This is a genomic window from Micromonospora sp. NPDC005305 (genome assembly GCF_040607315.1).
GTDB lineage: Bacteria > Actinomycetota > Actinomycetes > Mycobacteriales > Micromonosporaceae > Micromonospora.
In genome coordinates this window covers 100,028-121,046 of sequence record NZ_JBEXGL010000003.1, presented here as the reverse complement: position 1 = coordinate 121,046, position 21,019 = coordinate 100,028, and the positions used below count along the sequence as shown (strand labels likewise).

The following is a 21,019-nucleotide window of genomic DNA, read 5'->3' as shown; positions in this document are numbered from 1 at the left end:
GACCACGAGGAGCATGCCGATGACCACACTGTCCGACATAACGACGTACCGGCTGATCCCGGTCGTCGTCCTGCACGACTCCGCTCGAGCCGACGACCTCGCCGACGCTCTCGTCGCGGGCGGCCTCCCCGTCGCGGAGGTCACGCTCCGCACACCTGCGGCCGTCGAGTCCATCCGTGCGATGGCCGGTCGCGGCGACGTGGCTGTCGGCGCCGGCACTGTCCTCACGCCGGAGCAGGTCGACCTTGCCGTCGACGCCGGCGCCTCGTTCATCGTGTGCCCAGGAGTGCGCGCCGATGTCGTCACGCGGGCGCAGGACCGGGGTGTGGCTGTCGTGCCCGGCTGCGTCACCGCCTCCGAGGTGATGGCCGCCCAGGCGCTGGGGCTCTCGACCGTGAAGTTCTTCCCGGCAGCCCAGTATGGCGGCCCGGACACGATCGCGGCGCTGTCCGCACCCTTCCAGGGAGTCGACTTCATCCCCACCGGTGGGGTCTCGTCGGAGAACCTGGCCGACTACTTGCGGCTGCCCTCCGTGCCGGCGGTCGGGGGTTCCTGGATGGTCGCCCCAGCCACGCAGCCGGACAGGGACATGACCGAGGTCGCCGGTCTCTGCGCGGCCGCGGTACGCGCGGCACGCGCGGTCTGAGCCGGCGCAGCAACCCGGACGCATCAGCAGGAGGAAGCATGGCCGACGGACCGCAGGACCTCACCGGACGTCGCGCGCTGGTCACCGGCGGAGGTGTCGGGATCGGCGCCTCGATCGCGAGGGCCCTTGCCGACGCGGGCGCTCGGGTCGCCGTCACCTACCGCACCCACGTGCCGGACGACGACCTGCTCTCCGAGCTGGAGCAAGGCGCCGGCCGATCACCGGTGGCCGTCCAGGTGGACGCGGCGTCCGAGGCCGACGTGGAGGCGGCGGTGGGAGCCGTGGTCGACGAAATGGGCGGCCTCGACATCCTGGTCAACAACGTCGGCGGACTGGTGACCCGCGCGACGCTCCGGCAGCTCGACCTCGCCACCTGGCGCCGGATCCTCGCGGTGAACCTGGACAGCATGTTCCTGTTCAGCCACCACGCACTCCCCCACCTGCCGCGCCACGCCGGCGGACGCATCATCACGATGTCGTCCCTCGCGGCGCACACGGGCGGGCACCCAGGCGCCCTCGCCTACGCCACCGCCAAGGCGGGAGTCCTAGGGTTCACCCGTGCCCTCGCCACTGAGCTGGGGCCGGAGGGGATCACCGTCAACGCCGTCGCGCCAGGGTTCATCGAAGCGACGCCGTTCCACGACACCTTCACCACCGCGGAGTCCAAGCAGCGCACGATCTCAGGCATCCCGGTCGGACGAGCCGGTCGTCCCGAGGACGTCGCCGGTGCCGTGCGCTGGCTGGCCTCCGAGGCCGCGTCCTACGTATCCGGCGAGGTCGTCAACCTCAACGGAGCCCAGCACTTCCACTGAGCCGCAGACCGCACCTTCTCCACACATGGTTGGGGAGGGTGGCGGCAAGGACCACCCCCGGATTTCGAACGAAAGGCCCACCGTGACGACGCCCCCTGCGCTGGCCATCAAGGACCGTGACGACACGCAGTTCGACATGGTCGCTCTCGGCGAGGTCATGCTTCGTCTCGACCCCGGAGAGTCCCGCATCCGTGACGCCAGGTCCTTCTCGACCTGGATCGGGGGCGGCGAGTACAACGTCGCGCACGCCATCAGCCGCACGTTTGGCCTGCGGTCCGCGGCAGCCACCGCGTTGGTCCAGAACGACGTCGGTAGCCTGATCGAGTCCCTAATGATGAGCGGCGGCGTGGACACCAGCTGGATCACCTGGGTGCCGTACGACGGCACGGGCAGGACCAGCCGCAACCCGCTCAACTTCACCGAGCGCGGGTTCGGCGTTCGACGCACCAAGGGCATCTCCGACCGCGCGCACAGCCCGATGTCGCAGCTGCGTCGGGGCGACATCGAGTGGCAAACGCTGTTCGCCGACGCGGGGGTGCGCTGGCTCCACACCGGCGGCGTCTGCACGACACTGTCAGCACACTCGGCCGACATGACACTGGAGGCCATCCAGGTCGCCAAGTCCCACGGCACGGTGGTGTCGTTCGATCTGAACTACCGAGGCAGCCTCTGGCGGGCCTTGCCGGCGATCTCACCCACCCAGTCCCGGCACCGCGAGATCCTGTCGACGGTCGACGTCCTCTTCGGCAGCGAGGAACAGCTGCGACAGGCGTGCGGGCTCCCGGAAGCAGACAACGGCGAGCCGTCGTTCGACCCCTCCGGCTTCAAGCGACTCGTCGACCTGACCAGGGAGCTCTTCCCCAACGTGCGCATCATCGCCTCGCCGCTTCGTGAGCTGCACTCGACGTCGTTCAACAGCTGGCGAGGAGTCGGGTGGTCCGAGGAGTCGGGGGTGGTCGTCTCCCGCGAATTCCCGTACATGCCGATCCTCGATCGCGTCGGTGGTGGCGACGGCTTCGCGGCCGGCTTCATCTACGGCCTCCTCGCTGGACGAGGGATCCAGGCCGCCACCCAGCTCGGCGCCGCCCATGGAGCCCTGAGCATGACGACACCGGGTGACACGTCCTCGGCATCATTGTCCGAGGTTGAGACACTCGCCGTAGGCGCCATGCCTACTGCGGACAGATAGGCGGGCACGGGGGAACAGGAGCGGCGATGAGGCGGAACCTTCACAATTGTCTTCCGCGGGATGATCTACTGCGCCCCCTGCGACCGACGCATGCAGGGCCAGTACAACCACGGGGACGCCTACTACCGCTGCCGCTTCCCCCAGGAATACGCCCTCGCCAACCAGGTCCCACATCCCCGCAACGTGTACCTACGCGAGGACGCCCGCACCGGCCCCCTCGACACCTGGCTGGCCTCTGCCTTCACACCCCACCGCATCGAACAGACACTCACCGCGCTCGCCGACGCCCAACCCCTGAACCATTCGGCCGCTCCAGCCACGGCAGCCCAGACGACAAGTGATCATCGCCGCACACGCATTCAACCAGAACCTCCGCCGCGGACACTATGAACTCGAGCTCGACAGCCAGCCCAAGCTCCGTGTCGCTTCGGCGTTCAGCGACCTCGCCCGGGTCATCTGACGCCGGTCACCTTCGCCGTTCGCCGGACCGGCGAACCTCGCCGGAAGGCTGGTCGGCAACGAGGACGCGGTACCCGCGGCTCGGCCCAGCCTGCTGCGCTGCCCGCTGCCGGTCTCGGCGCTGCTCAACGCGATCACCGGGCTGCCCTCCCCCGCGGGCCAGTCAGCGATCACCTTCGACGCCACGCTCGCCCTGTCCCCAGCCGGCATGGCCGCGCTGCGCGCGGTATACACACCACGATGGACAGAGAACGGCGGCCTCGACCCTCGGGTGGCCGAGACCGCCGTTCCGGCGATGGCGCTACGCGCGGCCGCTGCTGGCGATGCTGATCATCCGTTCGTCGGTCATCTCCAGGATGGCGTAGCGCGGGCCTTCCTTCCCCCAGCCGGACTGCTTGACCCCGCCGGAGGGCTCCTGGTCGACCCGGGAGCGGGAGGCGCCGTTGACGTTGACGGTGCCGTACTCCAGCTCCCGGGCCGCCTTCAGCGCCACGTCCAGGGAGCCGGTGAAGACCCCGGCCTTCAGCCCCCAGGGCGTGTCGTTGGCCTGCGCGATCGCCTCGTCGATCTCGGTGTACGGCACCAGGATCACCACCGGGCCGAACACCTCCTCGCAGCACACTTTCTGGTCCGGTGGCACGTTCGCGAGCACCGTGGGCTCGTAGAAGGCGCCCTCGCGGGCGCCCCCGCAGAGCAGCTCGGCGCCGGCGTCGACGGCCTCGCTCACCCACTGCTCGATCCGGATCGCGGACGCCTCGTCGATGAGCGGGCCGACGCCGGTCTTGGAATCCCATGGGTCGCCCGGCCGGCGGGAGGTGGCCGCCTCGACCAGGTTGGCCGTGAACTCCTTGCGGACGTCCTCGTGCACGAAGATGCGCTGGGTCGAGATGCAGCTCTGCCCGCTCAGTCCGAACGCCGCCTCCGCGCACTGCTTCACCGCCACCGCCAGGTCGGCGTCCTGGTGCACGATCGTCGGCGCGTTGCCGCCGAGCTCCAGCAGGGTGCGCTTGAGGCCGATCTCGCCGAGGATGGCCTCGGCGACCCGGCCGCTGCCGGTGAAGTTGACGAACTTCACGGCCGGGTCGGTGGTGAGGGCGCGGCCCACGTCCGGGCCACCGTGCACCACGTTGAAGACGCCGGCGGGCAGCCCCACCTGCTCGGCGATTTCGGCCAGGAGCACCGCGATGCCGGCGCCGTGCGGGTGTGGCTTCAGCACCAGCGTGTTGCCCGCGGCGAGCGCCGGGCCGAGCTTGTGGCACACCGTGTTGAGCGGGGCGTTGAACGGCGTGACTGCCGCGACGACGCCCACCGGGACGCGCAGGGTGAAGCCGAGCTTGCCGGCGCCCGGCGCGACGGCGTCCATCGGCACCATCTCGCCGGCGATCCGCTTCGCCTCCTCCGCCGAGATGCGCATCGTGGACAGCGATCGGGCCACCTCGGTGCGCGCCTCGGTCAGCGGCTTGCCGGTCTCGGCGGTCATCTGGCAGGCCATGTCCTCGGCCCGATCCGCCATCGCCTGGGCGATCCGGTCCAGGATCTGCGACCGCTCGTGCGCCGGGCGGCGCCGCCACTCCCGCCACGCGGCGTCCGCCGCGCGCACCGCCGCCTGTGCGTCCGCAATAGACGACTGATGGACGGTGGAGACGATGGCGCCGTCGGCCGGGTTCCGGATCGGTTCGGTGCGGGACGACGTGCGCCACTGCCCGTCGATGTAGGCCCGGCTCTCCGGCACGGGTACCCGGTGCTGACCCATCTGCGCGTCCTCCCTCACCGGTGCACCCGGTACCGCTCGACGACGTCCTCGTTCAGTTCGATGCCGAGGCCCGGGCCCTTGGGCAGCTCGAGGTACGAGCCGTTGCGCACCTCGACCGGCACCTTCAGCAGCCCTTCGCGCAGCGGGTTCCCCTCGGTCTTGGACCAGTCGGCCTGCATGTCCTCGTAGATGAGGAAGTTCGGCAGCGCGGCCGAGAGGTGGATCTCCGCGGCGTGGCACACCGAGGTGGTGCTGCCGGTGTGCGGGGCGTACGGCACGTGGAAGGCCTCGGCGAGCGCGGCGGTGCGCATGCACTCGGTGAAGCCGCCCGCCCGGCTGATGTTGGGCTGCACGATGTCCAGGGCGCCGGCGGTGAACAACTGCCGGAACCCGAACCGGGTGAACTCGGTCTCGCCGCCGGCGATCGGCATGTCCAGGGCCTTGGCCATCTCGGCGTAGCCGGCGTGGTCGTCCGGCGGGATCGGCTCCTCGAACCAGGCGTAGTCGAGCTCCTGCAGCGCTCGGGCGACCTTCATCGCCGCCGGCCGCTCGAAGCCGCAGTTGGCGTCCGCGGAGAGGAAGACCTCCGGGCCGACCGCCTCCCGGACCGCCGTCGCCAGCTCGATGTCCGCGTCCGGCCGATGCTTGTCCGAGCCGATCTTCAGCTTCATCGCGTTGTACCCGGCCTCGACGAACTCCTTCGCCTCCTGGACCGTGGTCTCCAGCCCGCGGAAGCGCAGCGACGAGGCGTACGACCAGATCCGGTCCCGCTGTGCGCCGCCGAGCAGCTCGTACACCGGACGGTCGAGCGCCTTGCCCTTCAGGTCCCACAGCGCGATGTCGATGCCGCTCAGCGCCTCCATGAAGAAGCCCTTGAGGTGGCCCCGGTTCATCATGACCGAGAACATCAGCTCCCACGCCACGCCGGTGTGCACCGGGTCCAGACCGACGACGACCTCGCCGAGTTCCCGGACGATCGCGCCGGTCGCCTCCGGGGTCAGCCGCACCATGCACTCGCCGATGCCCACCGCGCCCTCGTCGGTGTGCACCCGCACCAGGCAAGCCCGGTAGCCCTTGAACACCGTGCCGGCCAGCCGGTCTGCGTTCGGGATGGCGATCGGCGCCTTGGTGCCGGCCGGGAGCGGCACCAGCAGTGGAATGGCCTCTACTTCGGTGATTCGCACGGGTTCTCCTTCGTCCTTGAATGGATGCGTGGCATCAGGCGCGCACGACGGCGCGGACCAGTTCGGCCGCCTCGTCGGGGCTGGTGGGTCGGGGGTTGGGGCCGGAGGAGTCGGCCGCCCACCGGCCGAGCTCGGGCAGCGCCTCGGCGGCGACGTCGACGTCCAGCTGCTCCGGCAGTCCGACGGCCGCGCGGATCTGCCCGACCCGCCGGATCGCCCGCTCGGCGTTGGTGTCGGACCCGGCGGACGGGTCGGCCACGCCGAGCGCCTGGGCGAGGATCGCGTAGTCGTCGCGGACCGCCTCGCTGTTGAAGCGCATGACCGGTTCCAGCGCCACGCCGCAGCCGACGCCGTGTGCGACCCCGTACCGGCCGCCGAGGGCGCGGGCCACCGCGTGCGCGTTGCCGGTGCCGGTGTGGCTGATGGCGATGCCGGCCAGGCAGCTCGCGTACAGCATCTCGGTGGCGTGCCGCTCGTCGCCGCGGTCGGCGACGAACGCCTCGATCGAGGCGCCGATCCGCCGGGTCGCGTCGTACGCGAGGAGCTTGGTCAGCGCGGTGGCCCGCACGCTCACGTAGCTCTCGACGGCGTGGGTCAGCGCGTCCATCCCGGCCGCGGCGGCCGCCGGCGCGGGCAGCCCGCGCAGCAGCGCCGGGTCGAGGATCGCGAGCTTGGCGTAGTTGTTGGGGTCCCGCAGCGCGAGCTTGTCGTGTGTGCGCACGTCGGTGATGGAGATGTTCGCGGTCACCTCGCTGCCGGTTCCGGCCGTGGTGGGCACGAGGACCAGCGGCCACGCCCGGTTCGGCACGTTTCCGTTGCCGGCGAAGTCCCGCACCCGGCCAGGATTGGTCGCCAGCACGGCGATTCCCTTCGCGGTGTCGAGCGCGCTGCCGCCGCCGATGCCGATGATGACGTCCTTGCGGTCCTCGGCGAGGGCCGCGGCGCCGGCCTCGACGTCCACGTCGGTCGGGTTGGGCTGGAGCCGGGTCCAGAGGGTCAGCGTCAGGCCGGCGGCCTCGAGCGAGCGCAGCGCGCCGTCCGCCGCGCCCGCGGCATGCACTCCGGGGTCGACGACGACGAAGGCGCTGCGGTACCCGGCCTCTGCGGACAGCTTGCCGAGTCGTTCCGCCAGGCCCACGCCGAGCTCGATGCGGGTCGGCAGGAGAAACGACAGCGGACCGACGGGGAGTTCGGACATCGGGACTCGCTTCCTTCCGGTGGGGGTTGCGATCGACACGAGGGCCCGGCTCGCGGGCGCACCGGGCGCCCCGGCGGCGGATCATGCCGTTGCAATTCATCATAATGTTATGACGTTTGCCGGTCAATGCCTCGCCGCTCCGCCACCATCCACTAGAGACTGGGCGGCCGCCCTCTGTAAGGGTTTGCCGCGGGGAACGCCAACCGATGAGGGGTTGACTGCCGATAGTTCGTAACGTTATAACAAGTTGGCCCGAGGTCGTCCTCGCCACGGCGCGGACCGCAAAGCGCATCGCCAGATGAGGCGTACGACAATGCGACGGCCTGCGCGGCAACGGAATCACCGGTCTGTCGAGGAAGCTGGGTGACGGTCGTCATGACGGCAATGAATGGATCTGGTCGAGGAGATGGGGGCGCCGCGGGCCGCCCGGGCAGGACCGTGGCCGTGGTCGGCGCGGGGCCGGCCGGGCTTTGTGCGGCCAAGTACATGCTGAAGGCCGGCTTCGAGGTCACCCTCTACGAGGCGGGCAGCGCGGTCGGCGGCCTGTGGTTCTACGAGAACGACAGCGGGATGAGCTCGGCGTACAAGACGCTGCACATCAACACGGACAAATACATCACCCAGTTCGAGGACTTCCCGCTGCCGCCGACGGCGAGCGCCTTCCCGCACCACACGGAGATGCGAGCGTACCTGCAGAGCTACGCCGACACCTTCGGGCTGACCGAGCGCACGCAGTTCAACACCCTCGTGACGAACGTGGAGCCGGTGGTCGAGGACGGCGGCCGAGTCCGGTGGCGGATCCACGACGCCCAGGGGGGCACCCGCGAGTACGACATCGCGATCGTGGCCAACGGGCACCTGTCGAAACCCCGCACGCCGGAGTTCGCCAAGGACTTCACCGGCGAGTACCTGCACTCCCACTACTACCGCGACCCGGCGGACTTCGTCGACAAGCGGATCTGCATCGTCGGCGCGGGCAACAGCGCGTGCGACATCGCCGCCGACGTCTGCGTCACGGCGGAGCGCACGGTCATGGCGGTCCGCTCGGGCGTGGTCATCGTCCCGAAGCTGGTGCTGGGCGTGCCGATCACCCGCATCACCACCAAGCTGATGCGGATGCACGCCCCGCCCGCCGTCATCCAGCGGGTGACCAAGCTGATCACGCGGGTGGTGCACGGCGACATGCAGCGGTGGGGCTTCAAGAAGCCGGACCGCGCCACGCACCCCACGTCGCACGCGACGCTCATCAACCACATCGCGTACCGCCGGGTCGCCGTGAAGCCGGGGATCAAGAAGATCGTCGGCCGGCTGATCGAGTTCGAGGACGGCACGGCGGAGGAGTTCGACACCCTCATCGCGGCGACCGGGTACACGGTCGACCTGCCGATGCTCTCGGAGCGGGTGCTGCCGGTCAACGACGAGTGGGCGCAGCTCTACAAGCGGGTCGTGCCGGTCGACTGGCCCGGCCTGTACGTCATCGGCCTGATCCAGTACGTGGGCCCGCTGTTCAAATCGTTCGAGGCGCAGAGCAAGTGGGTCGTGGAGATCGAGAGCGGCCGGTACCTGCTGCCGGAGCGGCAGGTGATGCGCGACGCGAATGCCGCCAAGCAGGAGCAGAACCGCCGCCAGTTCCACGGCAGCCCCCGGCACGCGCTGGAGGAGCCGGCCCTGCCGTACCAGAAGGACCTGAAGCGGGAGGTCGCGGCGGGCCGGCTGCGCTGGCAGCGGGCGGCGAAGGGCGGCGCCGTGCCGCGCGAGCTGGCGCTGGCCCGCTGCGTGGAACCCCGGCCCGGGTCCGCGGTCGGCGTGCCGGAAGAGTCGTCGGTGCGATGAGCGGCGACCTCGGCACCGCGATCGTGACCGGCGCCGGTTCGGGCATCGGCCACGCCACCGCGCTCCGGCTGAGCCGCGACGGCTACCGGATCGCGGCGCTGGACCTCGACGGTGAGGCCGCCGAGCGGACCGCGGAGGCGATCCGCTCCGCCGGCGGCCAGGCGAGCGCCCACGCGGTGGACGTCTGCGACGCCACGGCCATGGCGGCCGTGGTGGAGCAGGTCTGCGATGCGCACGGCGCGCCGCACGCGCTCATCAACAACGCCGGCATCGGCGTGGCGGGCACGGTGATCGACACCGATCCGGCGGACTGGGACCGGGTGCTCGCGGTCAACCTGACCGCCGTGTACCACGCCTGCCGGATCGTCCTGCCCCTGATGCTGGCCCGGAACGCGGGCGTGATCGTGAACGTGGGGTCCATCTCCGGCGAGGTGGTGGGCGTCCGCGAGCGGGCCGTCTACTGCGCGTCCAAGGCGGGCGTGGTAGGCCTGACCCGCTCGATCGCCGCGGACTTCGCCGACTGCGGCATCCGGGCGAACGCCATCTGCCCCGGCCCGGTGCGCACGCCGTGGGTCGAGAAGATGGCGGCGACGACCCCCGACCCCGCCGCCACCCTTCGGGCGCTGGAGCAGCGGAAGATGGGCACCGCGGAGGACATCGCCGCCGGCATCGCCTTCCTCGCCAGTCCCGCGGCGGCCTACGTAAACGGCGCTGCGTTCGTCATGGACGGGGGCTTGACGGCGGCCTAGCCGGACATCATGCCCGAGACACTTCACTACGGCGCCGCCCCGTGGCAGTTCGGCCAGCTCTGGCTGCCGGACTCTCGCGAGGCGGCGCCGCTCGTCGTGCTCATCCACGGCGGTTTCTGGCGGGCCGGCAAGAGCCTGGCCCTGACCGAGCCGCTGGCCGCCGCGATCCGGGAGGCGGGGCTGGCGGTCTGGAACATCGAGTACCGCGCCGGCGAGCCCGACCACGACTGGCGGGCCACCCTCGCCGACATCACCGCGGCCGTGGACTTCGCCGCAACCCTGGCCGACCGCCTCGTGCTGGTCGGCCATTCGGCCGGCGGCCACCTCGCCCTCCGCGCGGCCGCGAGCCGTGCGACCAGAGCAGAAGCCGTCGTCAGCCTGGCCGGCATCTGCGACCTGACGGCCGGTGCACGGCTGGGTCTCGGCGAGCACGCCGTGCGGGACTTCCTGGGCGGTACGCCGGAGGAGCAACCGCAGCGGTACGCCGCCGCCTGTCCGGCGCGTCAGCTCCCGCTGGGCGTGCCGCAGGTGCTCATTCACGGGCTGGCGGACGACCGCGTACCCGTCGACATCAGTCGCCGCTACGCCCGCGCGGTCCGCGCCGCTGGCGACCGCGTCGAGCTGATCGAGGTGGCGGCTGACCACCGCGCGCTCATCGAGCCCGCGACCGGCGCCGGCCGCACCGTCGTGTCCGTCATACACCACCTCGCCCTCGCGCGATGAAGCCCGGCCGATCCGCCACGCTGAGGATCGGCCGGGCGTCTCGTCACTGGTGCCCTGTCAGGCGGCGTCGCGCCAGTACGCCCTCGTGCTGAGCCCGCCGTCAACGGCGAGCACCTGCCCGGTGACGAAGCCAGCGCCGGGCGAGGACAGGAACAGCACCACGTTGGCGATGTCGTCGGGCGTGCCGAGCCGGCGCAGCGGCACCACCGCCTGCAGTTCGGACAGCGTGTCGCCGGCCACGGCGGCCAGCATCGGGGTGCGGATCGGGCCGGGCGCGATCGCGTTGACGGTCACGCCGGCCCGGGCCAGCTCCTGGGACGCGGACTGGACCAGCCCGATCAGGCCCGTCTTCGCCGCGCTGTAGCCGAGCATGTTGCCCGCGCCGCGCAGAGCGAGCACCGACGACGTCACCACCACCGACCGGTGTCCCGCGGAGTCGACCAGCACCGGCGTGAACGCGGCGAGCGTGTTGAAGCCGCCGCTGAGGTTCACTGCGACGGCCTGGTTCCACGACTCGGCCGTGGTGTCCCGCAGCCCGCCGTGCCCGCCGGCCCCGGCGTTGACGACGAGCACCTGCACCCCGCCGAACGCCTCTTTGATGCGTTCGGCGGCGGCGCGCATGCTGTCCAGGTCGGTCACGTCCGCGACCAGGGGCAGGGTCGGGCCTGCGCACCCGTCCGCCACCGCGGCGAGCCGGTCGCCGTCGGTGTCCAGCAGCGCGACCGAGAACCCCTCGGCCGACATGCGCCGGGCGAGGTGCGACCCGATGCCGCCGGCCGCGCCCGTCACGACCGCTACCCGTCCACCCTCGTCTTCTGCCTTCTCCGGCATAGTGCGCTCCTGTATCTCGGTCGGTCTCACTGGCGGTAGCCGAAGGTCTTCATCTTGTCCTTCAGGGCGGCGTCGGCCTCCTGGTAGGCGGTGCCGGGCGCCTTCTCGCCGGCCAGGATCTGCGAGTTGCGCAGCGCGATCTCGTCCATGATCTCGGACCAGCCACGAGGGTTGCCCAGGCCGGGGTTGAACTTGGGCCGCACGTACGGGACGACCTCGCGCACCTGCGTCACCCAGGGGTGCACCTGTGCCACGGCCGGGTCGTTGTAGACCGTCTTGCGGGCCATCACGACGTGGCTACCGGTCGGGTTGGTCGCGACCGTCTTGAACGACTCCGCGCTGGTCAGGTACGAGATGAAGGTCCAGGCCGCGGCCTTGTTCCGGGAGTGCTTGGAGATGACGAACGGCCACCCGTGCGCGGAGTGGTTCGCCGCGCCGGTGCCCGGGATCCGGCCGCCGTAGCTGATCTTCGCGGCGACCTGTGGGTTCTGCTGCTGCACGGCGCCTATCCAGCCGATGCCCATTGTCCCCATCACGGCGTTGCCCGAGGCGAACGCAGTCATCGCGTCGGTGTGCAGGTAGTTCTCCGAACCGGGCGGGGCGCACTGGGACAGCTGCTTCCAGTACTCACCGGCGCGGGCGGCCTCGCCGGAGGCGAGCTGCGGGTGCCAGTCCTTGTCGAAGACCTCGCCGCCGTTGGCCCACAGCCACGGCATCCAGGACATCACCTGCAGCGGGTCCCGCTGGCCGAGCATCACGTACCCGTACTGCTTCTTGGACCGGTCCGTGAGGGCCTGGCAGGCTTTCAGCAGCTCCTCGGGGGTCTTCGGCACCTCGACGCCGCGCGCCTTGAGCAGGTCCTGCCGGTACCAGAACGTCCAGAGGTCGGCGATCCACGGGATGCCGTACGTCTTGCCGTCGATGGTGACCGCGTCCCGCCACGCCGGGTCGAAGTCGTCCAGGTCGAACTTGCTGTCCTTGATGTAGCCGTCCAGCGGCTCCAGGAACTGCTGGGTGGTGGGCAGCAGCTGGTCCCACCACATCACGATGTCGAACGGCGCCTTGGTGTTCGCCAGCGACAGCTGCGCCTTCTGGGTGTAGCCGCCCGCGTAGGGCACCATCTCCCAGTTGACCTTGATCTTGGGGTACTTCTTCTGGAACTCGGGGAGGATCTTCTCCGCGACGATCTTGTCGGCGGGGTTCAGCAGGACCAGGGCGTTCACCGTCCCCGAGCCGTCGCCGGCCGACCCGCCAGCGGCGCCGCAGGCCGCGGAGCCGAGCAGGGCGGTGACGAGCAGCGTGACGGTGGCCGTTAAGCGGAACTTTCTGGGCAGCCTCACGGAAGGGCTCCTTTCTTCCTCGGCGTCGCGCCCGGGGGACCGGGCCCGCATCAGCTGTTACTTGTTCACCGCACCGAACGTGAGACCGCGCACGAGGTACTTCTGCGCGAATGTGGCCAGCACCAGAAGCGGCAGCATCGCGATGACCGCGGCCGCACTGATGAGCTCCCAGTTCGACCCCGTCTGCGGGTTGTCGAGAAACGCCGTCACGCCCACCTGCACGGTCCGCGCGCTGGTGTTGGTGAGGACCACGGCGAAGAAGAACTCGTTCCAGGCGACCAGGAACGAAATCATCGCGGTCGCCGCCATGCCCGGCAGGGTCAGCGGCAGGATCACCCGGCGGAAGGCGCCGAATCGGGTACAGCCGTCCACCATCGCGGACTCGTCCAGCTCCTTCGGCACGTCGGCGAAGAAGCCGATCATCATCCAGGTCGAGAACGGCAGCGAGAAGCTGACGTAGGCCAGGATCAGCGCCAGGTGCGTGTCCAGCAGCCCCAGCGTGTTCATCAGCAGGTAGTACGGCACCACCACGGCCACGAACGGCAGGAACCGGGTGGCCAGGATGAACAGCTGCAGAAACGCGCTGCCGCGGAACTTCAGCCGGGCGAACCCGTACGCCGCCAGCGCGCCGAGCAGGACCGAGACCAGCGTCGCGGCGCCGGCAACGAGGAGGCTGTTGAGGGTGTACGTGCCGTACGAGGAGTACCAGAACACCGTGGCGTAGTTGTCCAGCGTCGGCCGGAACAGCCAGACCGGCGTGGACGACACGACCAGCTCGTGGGGCTTCACCGAGGTCAGCAGCGCCCACAGGATCGGGCCGATGCTGACGATCGCGGCCAGGGTCAGCCCGGCGTAGAGCGCCGCCTTCCTGCCGACGGAGATCGGCGGGGCGCCGACCTTTCTCGCACCTGCGGCCATCTCAGCGACCCTCCGATCGGTTCCGCATCCAGACCACGCCGAGGCTCACGATCGAGAGCACGGCGAACAGGATGTACGACAGCGCGGCCGCCGACCCCATGTTGAAGTTGCGCAGCCCCTCCTCGTACGCGAGCGTGGTGACCGACTCGGTCGAGGTGCCGGGGCCGCCGGCGGTGAGGATGTAGACCAGCTCGAAGACCCGCAGCGAGTCCATCACGCGGAACAGCACGGCCACCCAGATCACCGGCTTGAGCAGCGGGATCACCACGTAGCGGAAGGTCTGCCAGGCGGACGCGCCGTCGATCTTCGCGGCCTCCAGCGGCTCCTTCGGCAGCGACACCAGGCCGGCCAGCAGGATGAGCGTGACGAACGACGTGTTTCGCCAGACGTCCGCGATGATCAGCGACAGCAGCGCGGTCTCCGGCTGCCCGGTCCAGTTCCAGCCGCCGATCCCCACCAGCCCGAGCAGGTAGTTGAGCAACCCCCAGTCCGGGTTGTACAGCCACTTCCAGATGACCGCCGTGACCGCGGGCGACACCATCAGCGGCATGATCATCAGGAGCTGGAAGACCTTCATGCCGCGCAGCCGGGAGTTCAGCAGCAGCGCGAGGCCCATCCCGATGACCAGCGACGTCCCGACGCTCGCCACGGTGAACAGGACTGTGTTGCCGAAGGCGGTCTGGAACCGCTCGTCGCCGAGCAGCCTCGTGTAGTTGTCGGCCCCGGCGAAGCCGTTGGTGAACGGCAGCAGCAGGTTGTAGTTCTCGAACGACAAATACAGCGAAAAGGCTAGCGGAAACCCCAGGACGAGCAGCAGAACGGCGACCGCCGGGCTGACGTAAGAGTATCCGGATTCGGTGATCCTGGTCCACATCGAGGCCGGCTGCGGCGGCGCCGGTCGGCGGGGAGCCGCGGCGGTGGCCACGGCCGGTCGTTCCTCTACTGTGCTGGTTCCCACAGTATCAACCTCGCTATCAGGGGCCGGAGGGCGTGCGGCGGCCCGCCCCCTTTTCCCGCTCGAGAAACGGGACAGGGCGATCAGTGACGCTCGGAATGCGGTTGGAAATTGCCTCTGCTATTGGGCCATGAAGGTCATTCGCCGCTGCGGCAACAATTGCATCCGCACGGATCTGCCATCGTAGAAGGAGCGGTTGTACTCGCCTGGCCGGTTCGTGCGCAGGTGCACGATCCGGTCGACGGCGAGCAGGGGCGTGCGCGGCGGGATGGCGAGCACCTGGGCCCGGTACTGGTCGGCGAGCATCACCTCAACCGACTCCTCCACCTCGCCACCGGTGGCGTCGAACAGGCCATGCGGCCTGCCGTACGCCGGGTCCATCTCCAGATCGGCCGGGGTCAGCCCGGGCAGCAGCGCGACCGGGATGTAGCTGACCTGGTAGCAGAAGGGCCGCTCCTCCAGCAGCCAGACCCGGCGCACCTTGTGCACCTGGTCCGCGAAGGAGATCTTCAGCGCCCGAACGACCCGCTCGTCCGGGTTCATCTGCTCCAGGCTGATCAGGTGGGCGTCGAGCAGGCGCCCGGCGTCCGCCAGCTGGCCGATGAAGTCGCCGGCCGCGTCGACCGGCTTCTTCGCCTCGGTGACGAAGCTGCCGCGCCCCTGCTGGCGGGACACCACACCCTCGTCGGCGAGCGCGGAGAGCGCCTGCCGCACCGTCGTCCGGCTGACGCCGTACATCTCGCACAGCTCGCCCTCGCTCGGCAGCCGATCGCCGGGCTTCAGCTGCGTCGCGATCATCGTGCGTACGGTGTGCTTGAGCCGCACGTAGAGCGGCTCGCTGCTGTCACCCGTCCAGGCCCTAAGCATGAGAAACATCATAACGTTATGACCTTTGCAGTCAAGGGTCACGCGGCCACTGCTAAAGAAGTCCGGCCAGCTTGATGCCGGACAGCGCCACCGCCGCGGCGAGCACTGTGGACAGTGCGCCGAGCGCGATCGGGCGCGCTCCGGTGCGCAGCAGGGAGGGCAGGTGCACCGAGGTACCCAGCCCGAACAGCGCCCCGGCGAGCAGCAGCGTGGTCACCAGCTTCGCCGCGTCCAGCGCGAGCGCCGGCAGCAGGCCCAGGCTGCGTACCGCCACCATGGCGAGGAAGCCGAGCACGAACAGCGGCACCACCGGCGGCCGCTTCGCCACCCGGGCGTGCCGGAACCGCGCGAGGCTCACCCCGGCGACCAGCGGCGCCAGCAGCACGACGCGGGTCAGCTTGGCGACCACCGCGATGCCGACCGCGGCCGCCCCGGCCGCGGCGGCGGCGGCCACGACCTGGGCGACCTCGTGCACGCTCGCACCCGCCCAGACCCCGTACTCGGCGTCCGACAGCCCCAGAGGCGCCTGGAGCAGCGGCAGCACCACGATCGCCAGGCTGCCGAACAGGGTGACCAGCGCGACCGAGGTCGCCACGTCCTCCTCCTCGCTGTCCGCCACGCCGCTCATCGCGGCCACCGCCGACGCGCCGCAGATGGCGAACCCGGTGGCGACCAGCAGCGCGCACCCGGGGCTGACACCGAGCCGGGTACCGAGCCACCGGGTACCGAAGAAGGTGGCGGCGACGGTCGCCAGGACGACGGCGACGTTCGCGAACCCCAGGTCCTCGATCTGGCCGACGCTGAGCTGGAGGCCCAGCAGCACCACTCCCGCGCGCAGCAGCTTCTTGGTCCCCGCGGCGGCCCCGGGCGCGATCCGCGGGTTGAGCAGACCGAAGTTGCGCACGGCGGCGCCCAGAAGCATCGCGACGGTGAGCGCGCTGAGCGCCGGTACGACACTGTTGATGGCGTAGGCGGCGGCCACGCCCGCGGCGACGACGGCCAGACCCGGGAGGTACTGGCTCCGGCTGAGTCTCGGTTCAACCGCCTGGCTTGTACCGTTCATACCCCGACACGCTGACGTACTGACTGACTATTCAGCCAGTAGCAAAGTTCCGATGAGGTCATAGGATGCGCCTATGACCACAGACCTGCGGGCGTTGCAGATCTTCCTGGCCGTGGTCGAGCACGGCGGGTTCGGTGCCGCCGCCCGCGCGCTCCGGCTCTCGCAGCCGACGGTCAGCGCCTCGGTCCAGGGCCTCGAACGGCGACTCGGGCTGCGGCTCATCGCCCGCTCCCCCGCCGGTTCGCGCCCCACGGCGGTCGGCACCACCGTCGCCGACTGGGCCCGCGACGTGGTCGCGGCCGCCGACCGGCTCGAGACGGGCGCCGCCGCCCTACGCGAGCGGCACGACGCACACCTGCGCGTCTCGGCGAGCATGACGATCGCGGAGTACCTCGTGCCGGGTTGGCTGACCGAGCTGCGTCGCCGGCGGCCGCAGGCGACCGTGACGCTGCGGGTCCGCAACTCCGAGGACGTCGCGGAGGACGTGCTCACCGGGGCGGCGGATCTCGGCTTCGTGGAGGGTGTCCACCTGAGGCGGGGGCTGCGCCAACGCGTCATCGGCGTGGACGAGCTCGCCGTGGTGGTCGCCGCCGCGCACCCGTGGGGCCGGCGCCGCCGACCGCTGGAGCCGCCGGCGCTGGTCGCCGGACACCTGGTCCTGCGCGAGCCGGGCTCCGGGACGCGGGAGGCGTTCGAGGGTGCCCTCGACCGGCACCGGCTAACGGTCCGGCCGGTGCTGGAGCTCGGATCGACCGCCGCCATCAAGTCCGCGGTCGCCGCCGGTACCGGCGCCGCGGTGCTCAGCGCCCTCGCGATCGCGGACGACGTGGCCAGCGGGCGGCTCATCCGGATCGCGGTCGCTGGTCTCGACCTGCGGCGCCGGCTGCGCATGGTGTGGCGGGACGGCACGTCCCTCGACGGCGCCGCCGCTGAGCTGGAGCGGGTGGCGCTGCGGCGGTCAGAGGCTGGCTGACGCGGCGGCCGCCAGGAACTCCGCGGCGGGGGCGTCGGTTCCGCGAGGATCTCGGTTTCGGTGCTCTCGAGGATGCCGCGCATGGCCCCGATCTGCGCCAGCCCGTCGCGGCCGGCGTTGGTCATGCGCCCCAGGTACGGGGCGATGAACCGGGCGCCCGCCGCCGCGGCGAGCGGCGCCTGCGCGGCGCAGCTCCGCGTTCTCCCGCCGCAGCCGCTTTACCTCCGCCGACTCGTCCGTGCTCGCCCCAGGGCGTTGACCGGCGTCGACCTCGGCCTGGCCGACCCACTTGCGCAGCGTCTCGGCCCTGCCGATGCCCAGCTTGTGGGCCACGGCGCCGATCGCCGCGTGCTCCGATTCGTAGTTCGGCCGCACCTCGGCGTGCTCAAGGCCGGCGGCGCCTACCTGCCGCTGGACCCGGAGTACCCGGCCGCCATCGGCGCCTCCCGGTTTTGCCTGTGCATCTCGGTAGCCCCAGTACCGCATCCAGGCGGCGGCGTTGTGCTCGGCGTCCTGCCACGTCTGGATTTGCCGGGGGGCTGGGCGTCGCGGAGTGCTGCCCGTGCTGCTCACGGCCGGCAGTATGGCAGGACGCAGGTTGTGCCACACGTCGAGGTGAGCCTGCCGCCAGTAGCAGACATCGAGAGCCGCGACCCGCTGAGGTACGTGTATTTATAATGACGCTTATGGCGCAATGCACTCCACATTAGCCTTTTGCTGGCTCACTGCCGTCCGTTTGGTCGAGCTGCCGGCGCAGATGGGCTGCTTCATCGGTACGGCCAAGGCCACCGAGTACGTCGGAGAGCGCATGGTATGCCACGAACAGGCGTCGACCGAACATTCGCGGCAGCTGCTCGGCCAGCGGCTGATAGAGGCTCATCGCTTCGGTGACCACCTCCAGCGCTCGCGGCAGGGTGGCGTTCACTTCACGCACATCCACGCGTACGTCAACAATGACGTCCCAAGGTCGGGCAGGTAGGCGTCCGGGTTGGCCTCGGCCAGCCGTCGGCGGATCGTCACGGCCTCCTCGGTCAGGGCCTCCTCGCGGCCGCGTCCGCGAACGCCCGCAACAGGATCTACTTCTCCGGCGCGCCCGAGGACGCCCGCGTCCTCGCGTGGCACACCCTGCCCGAACGACGAGCATGACCTGACCCACCTCGACGCCTACACCGCCGCCACCCGCCTCGTCGCCGACGGACGGCAGACACCAGCGTTCACCATGAAAACCCGCCCACCCAAGCCGGTCGTCGGGGAGGCCACCGCGATCCGACAGGCTGCCGCCGCGGCGGCCACACCTCAGGACACCAGTGCCATCGACACCCTCGTCTACCGGTACTCCCGCCCGAACCAGGCCGACGCCAGCACCAGCACGGCCAGCGGCAGGAACGGCGACACCGCCAAGCAGGGCAGCGGCAAGACGAGCAACTCCTAACCACGTCCCCTGGCAGCCCTGCCATGCGGGCCGGCTGATTCTGACGGCCCAGCCGGCCCGCATGTAAGGCTTGGGAGTGGCCCCACTTGAAGGCAACCCGACGCCGACCTTAATGACACCCGGTTACAGCGCTCGTTAGACACGCGCCGTCAAACTGAGTTTCGCGGCTTCAGGGATGGTCAAGCAGCGACAGCGGGAAACACTACGAGCGATCCGTCGCTGCTTCGTTCAATCTCAATCGCAACGTCAGCTTGGTGGATCCCCTCGTTGAGCCCATGGCCCAGGGCGCGGAGGCGATACGCAGCCTTGAGAAGGTCGTCCACCTCTCCCTTCGTGAACATGATGTTCCGGAAGCCGCTGGGACCCTTGAGTTCGAGAGTCGACAGCCGAAGAAGAACCGAGGTGATACCGGATTCCAATTCGTCGACGCGACGCTCGTCGTCGTGCAACGTACGGACGAAGGTCTTGAATGGGTGGCTCGCACCCTCCAGTTGTGCATGCTCAACGGCTTGAAGGACCAGCACCCGGCGTTTGAGGGCGATCGCGAGCCTCGCAAGTTCAAGGTGTGCACGGAAGGGGCCGCCTTCCTCGTCGATGCCGGGAAACTCTTTGGTGAGAGCTCCGACTTCGACCGGGCCATCCGGAAGCCCAGCCAGCGCGTCCTGCCACTTAGTCAGCCGTCTGCGAGACCGTTCAATCGACTTGCCTATTGCGTGCACCGCGGAGTCAAGACCCAAAGACAGGCCGATGCGGCCCTGGTCAAGCAGGATCGAGGTGGCTTTATCAATGGCGTCACGGCAACCGTCAAGCTCGCTACGCTCGTCTTCGAGCTTGTCTTCGTGTAGCTGCTCCAGCAGGTCGGTGATCCGCTCGATCGATTCCTTGCGCTGGTGATCGGCATAAGCGCTGACACTGACCGCGACAGCCATGAGCACAAGCGGCGCGGCCACTGTCAACGCCCCGGCGCTCGCGACTGCCACACCAGCGGTTGCGGCCGAGCCGGTTGCCGCTCCCGCGACCGCCGCCTTACCAGCGACGGGAACAAAAGTGGCCTGCGCTGCGATTCCGGCGGAGTTGACCAGGGCGCTGTGAATACCTCCCGCAGCGGCCTTGGAAGCCATGGGCTGCACGAGCCCTTTGCCGACCTGTGCGGCGACCTTTGCCGGAACGACCATTCGGTAGAGCACGTCACCGGTAGCGGCGAGGTTCAGCGTCGGCGGCGCCGACTTCGTCGTCTGAGTAACGAGCTGCGCCAACTGCTGCGCGAGTGGGCTGGCCGCATGAAGCGGAATACCGCCACTCCGATCGCGTCTGGTCGAAATCGAATGCGCTTCCAGGGTCGCGATCGGAGCGGCTGCAAGGGCTGCCAAAACAGCTCTCAGCTCTGCGAGGCGTGCGGGTGTCATGCCCTCGTCGCCTAACACATCCGGAACGCTCACGTCCTCGGTGGCGAGTGTCCACACCGGCACGGGCGCGTTGCTATCGGCAGTCACGTCTTGGTTCCTCCCCACGTTTGGCACCCCTACCATAGGCGGTGTCAGTGACACGCGATGGCAACCTCTCTGCGCAGTCTGAGTTCATTGCCCCAACTGTCGTCGCTCTCCGTTACCGTCCGCCACATGGATGTGGGGGAGGCGAGGTGCCGGGCAGCACAGCCTTCTCCCTGGTTACCTGCCCATCCAGGACCGGTCGGGGCGCGATCTGCAGGGTTTCGGCGACGCAGGAGGTGCTCCTTGCCGATGCTGGCGCTCGGTGAGTTCATCGCGGATGTGTTAGCCAGGTGCCGCCGCCCAGGTCCACCACGAGGATCAGTCGGGCGAGGTGGCGTCCGTGGCCGTGTCGTTGACGAGCTTGTCGGTGTGGCCGCGGACGGTTACCGGCTCGCCGGTGCCCGGCTGAGCTCTCCATGCCAGGGTGACCGGCAGGACGCATGCCAGATGAGAGCCACGAAACCGCGATGGGCAGCCGCCGAAAGAGCGACCCCGCCGATCGCCTCGACCAGCCTGGGCCGGGCTGCGGTCGTACCACCAGTAGATAAATAGCCACCGACCGTGCGCTACGCCCCGTCACGGCAAAAGGATCGAGCCGCCGCCT

General features: G+C 69.9%; 19 protein-coding genes and 2 pseudogenes. 9 read left to right on the top strand and 12 right to left on the bottom strand.

Translation table 11 applies throughout. The features are described 5' to 3' along the window. Positions 1-19: 19 nt before the first annotated feature. From eda to ABZS80_RS06575, 4 genes are read left to right on the top strand one after another with little or no spacing between them, the layout of a single operon-like run. Entirely contained in the window at positions 20-646 is a 627-nt protein-coding gene (gene eda / locus ABZS80_RS06590; RefSeq protein WP_355054782.1) for a bifunctional 4-hydroxy-2-oxoglutarate aldolase/2-dehydro-3-deoxy-phosphogluconate aldolase, read from the top strand. 38 nt (positions 647-684) lie between these two features. Next, a complete protein-coding gene (gene fabG / locus ABZS80_RS06585; protein WP_355054781.1) occupies positions 685-1,458 on the top strand; it encodes a 3-oxoacyl-ACP reductase FabG in 774 nt (257 codons plus the stop codon). 25 nt (positions 1,459-1,483) lie between these two features. Continuing rightward, positions 1,484-2,647 carry a sugar kinase gene (locus tag ABZS80_RS06580; RefSeq protein WP_355054780.1) on the top strand — a complete coding sequence of 388 codons (1,164 nt, stop codon included), beginning with the start codon at positions 1,484-1,486 and terminating at the stop codon, positions 2,645-2,647. A 60-nt stretch (positions 2,648-2,707) separates the two neighbouring features. Beyond that, entirely contained in the window at positions 2,708-3,037 is a 330-nt protein-coding gene (locus ABZS80_RS06575) for a zinc ribbon domain-containing protein (protein WP_355054779.1), read from the top strand. A 370-nt stretch (positions 3,038-3,407) separates the two neighbouring features. On the opposite strand, the gene ABZS80_RS06570 is transcribed toward ABZS80_RS06575, so the two are convergent. From ABZS80_RS06570 to ABZS80_RS06560, 3 genes are read right to left on the bottom strand one after another with little or no spacing between them, the layout of a single operon-like run. Beyond that, positions 3,408-4,859, bottom strand: a complete 1,452-nt coding sequence (locus tag ABZS80_RS06570; RefSeq protein ID WP_355054778.1) for an aldehyde dehydrogenase family protein — start codon at positions 4,857-4,859, stop codon at positions 3,408-3,410. Between the two features lie 14 nt (positions 4,860-4,873). Further along, positions 4,874-6,043 carry a mandelate racemase/muconate lactonizing enzyme family protein gene (locus tag ABZS80_RS06565; RefSeq protein ID WP_355054777.1) on the bottom strand — a complete coding sequence of 390 codons (1,170 nt, stop codon included), beginning with the start codon at positions 6,041-6,043 and terminating at the stop codon, positions 4,874-4,876. A gap of 34 nt (positions 6,044-6,077) precedes the next feature. After that, positions 6,078-7,241: an iron-containing alcohol dehydrogenase gene (locus tag ABZS80_RS06560; RefSeq protein WP_355054776.1), complete on the bottom strand. Its 1,164-nt coding sequence runs from the start codon at positions 7,239-7,241 to the stop codon at positions 6,078-6,080. 444 nt (positions 7,242-7,685) lie between these two features. Between ABZS80_RS06560 and ABZS80_RS06555 the strand changes: the two genes are divergently transcribed. The 3 genes from ABZS80_RS06555 to ABZS80_RS06545 are packed head-to-tail and all read left to right on the top strand — an operon-like array spanning position 7,686 to position 10,546. Continuing rightward, entirely contained in the window at positions 7,686-9,074 is a 1,389-nt protein-coding gene (locus ABZS80_RS06555; protein ID WP_355054775.1) for an NAD(P)-binding domain-containing protein, read from the top strand. Beyond that, complete coding sequence (locus tag ABZS80_RS06550) at positions 9,071-9,823, top strand: SDR family NAD(P)-dependent oxidoreductase (protein ID WP_355054774.1); 753 nt, start codon at positions 9,071-9,073, stop codon at positions 9,821-9,823. The genes ABZS80_RS06555 and ABZS80_RS06550 overlap by 4 nt, the downstream gene beginning before the upstream one ends. A 9-nt stretch (positions 9,824-9,832) precedes the next feature. Then, the gene (locus ABZS80_RS06545; RefSeq protein WP_355054773.1) at positions 9,833-10,546 is read left to right on the top strand and encodes an alpha/beta hydrolase; all 714 of its coding nucleotides are present in this window, start codon (positions 9,833-9,835) and stop codon (positions 10,544-10,546) included. Between the two features lie 57 nt (positions 10,547-10,603). Here ABZS80_RS06545 and ABZS80_RS06540 read toward each other — a convergent pair whose 3' ends face one another. From ABZS80_RS06540 to ABZS80_RS06515, 6 genes are all read right to left on the bottom strand, one after another. Next, positions 10,604-11,377, bottom strand: coding sequence for an SDR family NAD(P)-dependent oxidoreductase (locus ABZS80_RS06540; protein ID WP_355054772.1), 774 nt, complete (start codon positions 11,375-11,377; stop codon positions 10,604-10,606). A gap of 26 nt (positions 11,378-11,403) precedes the next feature. Then, positions 11,404-12,717 carry a sugar ABC transporter substrate-binding protein gene (locus tag ABZS80_RS06535; protein ID WP_355054771.1) on the bottom strand — a complete coding sequence of 438 codons (1,314 nt, stop codon included), beginning with the start codon at positions 12,715-12,717 and terminating at the stop codon, positions 11,404-11,406. Positions 12,718-12,774: 57 nt separating this feature from the next. Continuing rightward, positions 12,775-13,635 (bottom strand): carbohydrate ABC transporter permease, encoded by an 861-nt coding sequence (locus ABZS80_RS06530; protein WP_355054770.1) that lies wholly within the window; start codon positions 13,633-13,635, stop codon positions 12,775-12,777. Between the two features lies 1 nt (position 13,636). Continuing rightward, positions 13,637-14,410, bottom strand: coding sequence for a sugar ABC transporter permease (locus ABZS80_RS06525; RefSeq protein WP_355054769.1), 774 nt, complete (start codon positions 14,408-14,410; stop codon positions 13,637-13,639). Between the two features lie 300 nt (positions 14,411-14,710). Beyond that, positions 14,711-15,457: a GntR family transcriptional regulator gene (locus ABZS80_RS06520; protein WP_355054768.1), complete on the bottom strand. Its 747-nt coding sequence runs from the start codon at positions 15,455-15,457 to the stop codon at positions 14,711-14,713. 52 nt (positions 15,458-15,509) lie between these two features. After that, positions 15,510-16,520, bottom strand: coding sequence for a putative sulfate exporter family transporter (locus tag ABZS80_RS06515; RefSeq protein ID WP_355054767.1), 1,011 nt, complete (start codon positions 16,518-16,520; stop codon positions 15,510-15,512). 73 nt (positions 16,521-16,593) lie between these two features. Between ABZS80_RS06515 and ABZS80_RS06510 the strand changes: the two genes are divergently transcribed. Further along, complete coding sequence (locus ABZS80_RS06510; RefSeq protein ID WP_355054766.1) at positions 16,594-17,493, top strand: LysR family transcriptional regulator; 900 nt, start codon at positions 16,594-16,596, stop codon at positions 17,491-17,493. Positions 17,494-17,673: 180 nt separating this feature from the next. Here ABZS80_RS06510 and ABZS80_RS06505 read toward each other — a convergent pair. Together ABZS80_RS06505 and ABZS80_RS06500 are read right to left on the bottom strand one after the other, a co-directional pair. Further along, positions 17,674-17,874: pseudogene (locus tag ABZS80_RS06505) on the bottom strand (transposase); the annotation flags it as partial. 325 nt (positions 17,875-18,199) lie between these two features. Then, positions 18,200-18,418, bottom strand: coding sequence for a hypothetical protein (locus ABZS80_RS06500; protein WP_355054765.1), 219 nt, complete (start codon positions 18,416-18,418; stop codon positions 18,200-18,202). A 107-nt stretch (positions 18,419-18,525) separates the two neighbouring features. Here ABZS80_RS06500 and ABZS80_RS06495 point away from each other — a divergent pair. Beyond that, positions 18,526-18,925: pseudogene (locus ABZS80_RS06495) on the top strand (hypothetical protein); the annotation flags it as partial. 179 nt (positions 18,926-19,104) lie between these two features. On the opposite strand, the gene ABZS80_RS06490 reads toward ABZS80_RS06495, so the two are convergent. Continuing rightward, the gene (locus ABZS80_RS06490) at positions 19,105-20,418 is read right to left on the bottom strand and encodes a hypothetical protein (protein WP_355054764.1); all 1,314 of its coding nucleotides are present in this window, start codon (positions 20,416-20,418) and stop codon (positions 19,105-19,107) included. Positions 20,419-21,019 lie beyond the last annotated feature (601 nt).